The sequence below is a fragment of the Mesoflavibacter sp. CH_XMU1422-2 genome (genome assembly GCF_037029245.1).
GTDB classification, from domain to species: domain Bacteria; phylum Bacteroidota; class Bacteroidia; order Flavobacteriales; family Flavobacteriaceae; genus Mesoflavibacter; species Mesoflavibacter zeaxanthinifaciens.
Genome location: NZ_JAYMEE010000067.1, coordinates 1 through 928, shown reverse-complemented (window position 1 = coordinate 928; position 928 = coordinate 1). Strand labels below are relative to the sequence as shown.

The window sequence follows — 928 nt, the reverse complement described above, 5'->3', positions numbered from 1 at the left end:
CTTTTGCAAGAAAGCAAATTCAGGGTCAGAAATAGGATTAATATTTTAGTTCCGATTTTCATTTTTCGTATTGTGTACAACGGTCTCGGCTATGAGTAGTTGCGTAGTTTAGCACTTAACTTTGCAAGTACACACCAAACTGAAAATCCGGGGGATTTTCAGAAGTAGGCGAGAACAAGCAATTACTTATAGCCATTGTTGGCAACTGGCTTTTTATTTTGTTTCGTTTATTTTTCCTGGGTCTTGTCTTGTGTCAAAAACATTAGCTATTTCGATTCGATTAAAATCGTAATTAACCCAATAAATTATTTTATAGTTTTTATAAACTAAATATCTAAATTTTTCTTTTCGGTGTTTTAAGGTAATTTCTATTTGTCCGATTTCAGGCTGATTTTCGATTCCAATAGTTGTGTCGACAATTCCATCAACTAATGTTTCGGCTACTTTTTTGTTAGCCTTTACTAAATAGTAACCAAAAATATCTTCAAGTTTATTTTCTGCGAGTTCTAACCAGTAAATTTCTAACCCCATTTTTGGATTTTAGCTTTTAAATCAGTCGCTTTTATCATTCGTCCGTTTTTAGAGTCTTCCATTGCTTGGTCAATTTCAGCATTATATTGCTCCATTGTCATCGGTTTGAAATTTCTTTCAATCAATTCAGCTTTTCTTTTTCGCAATAATTTTTCAAGTCCGCTAACGATTTCTTCGTTTTGCAGTCTTAAAAACTCTTGAACAAATGATATTTTTCTTGCTTCTAAATCCATTTCCTTTTGTCTTTTTATCAAAGATACAAAATTATCAATTTCGGTTGTTTTTATGATTACCGATTTTTTTTCAGCTTGTTGCCAACGTTAGCGTATAAATTTCAGTTGCGGAAAATCGGTACGATTTTCCGATTGAGACTGAAAGATAGAAAATTGCAATGAAT

General features: G+C 32.1%; 2 protein-coding genes. Both read right to left on the bottom strand.

What is annotated here, in order from left to right; all coding sequences use genetic code 11:
* Positions 1–213 precede the first annotated feature (213 nt).
* Entirely contained in the window at positions 214–531 is a 318-nt protein-coding gene (locus WA340_RS11925; RefSeq protein ID WP_336129237.1) for a type II toxin-antitoxin system RelE/ParE family toxin, read from the bottom strand.
* Complete coding sequence (locus WA340_RS11920; RefSeq protein WP_189343038.1) at positions 522–764, bottom strand: hypothetical protein; 243 nt, start codon at positions 762–764, stop codon at positions 522–524. Before WA340_RS11920 ends, WA340_RS11925 begins: the two co-directional genes overlap by 10 nt.
* Positions 765–928 lie beyond the last annotated feature (164 nt).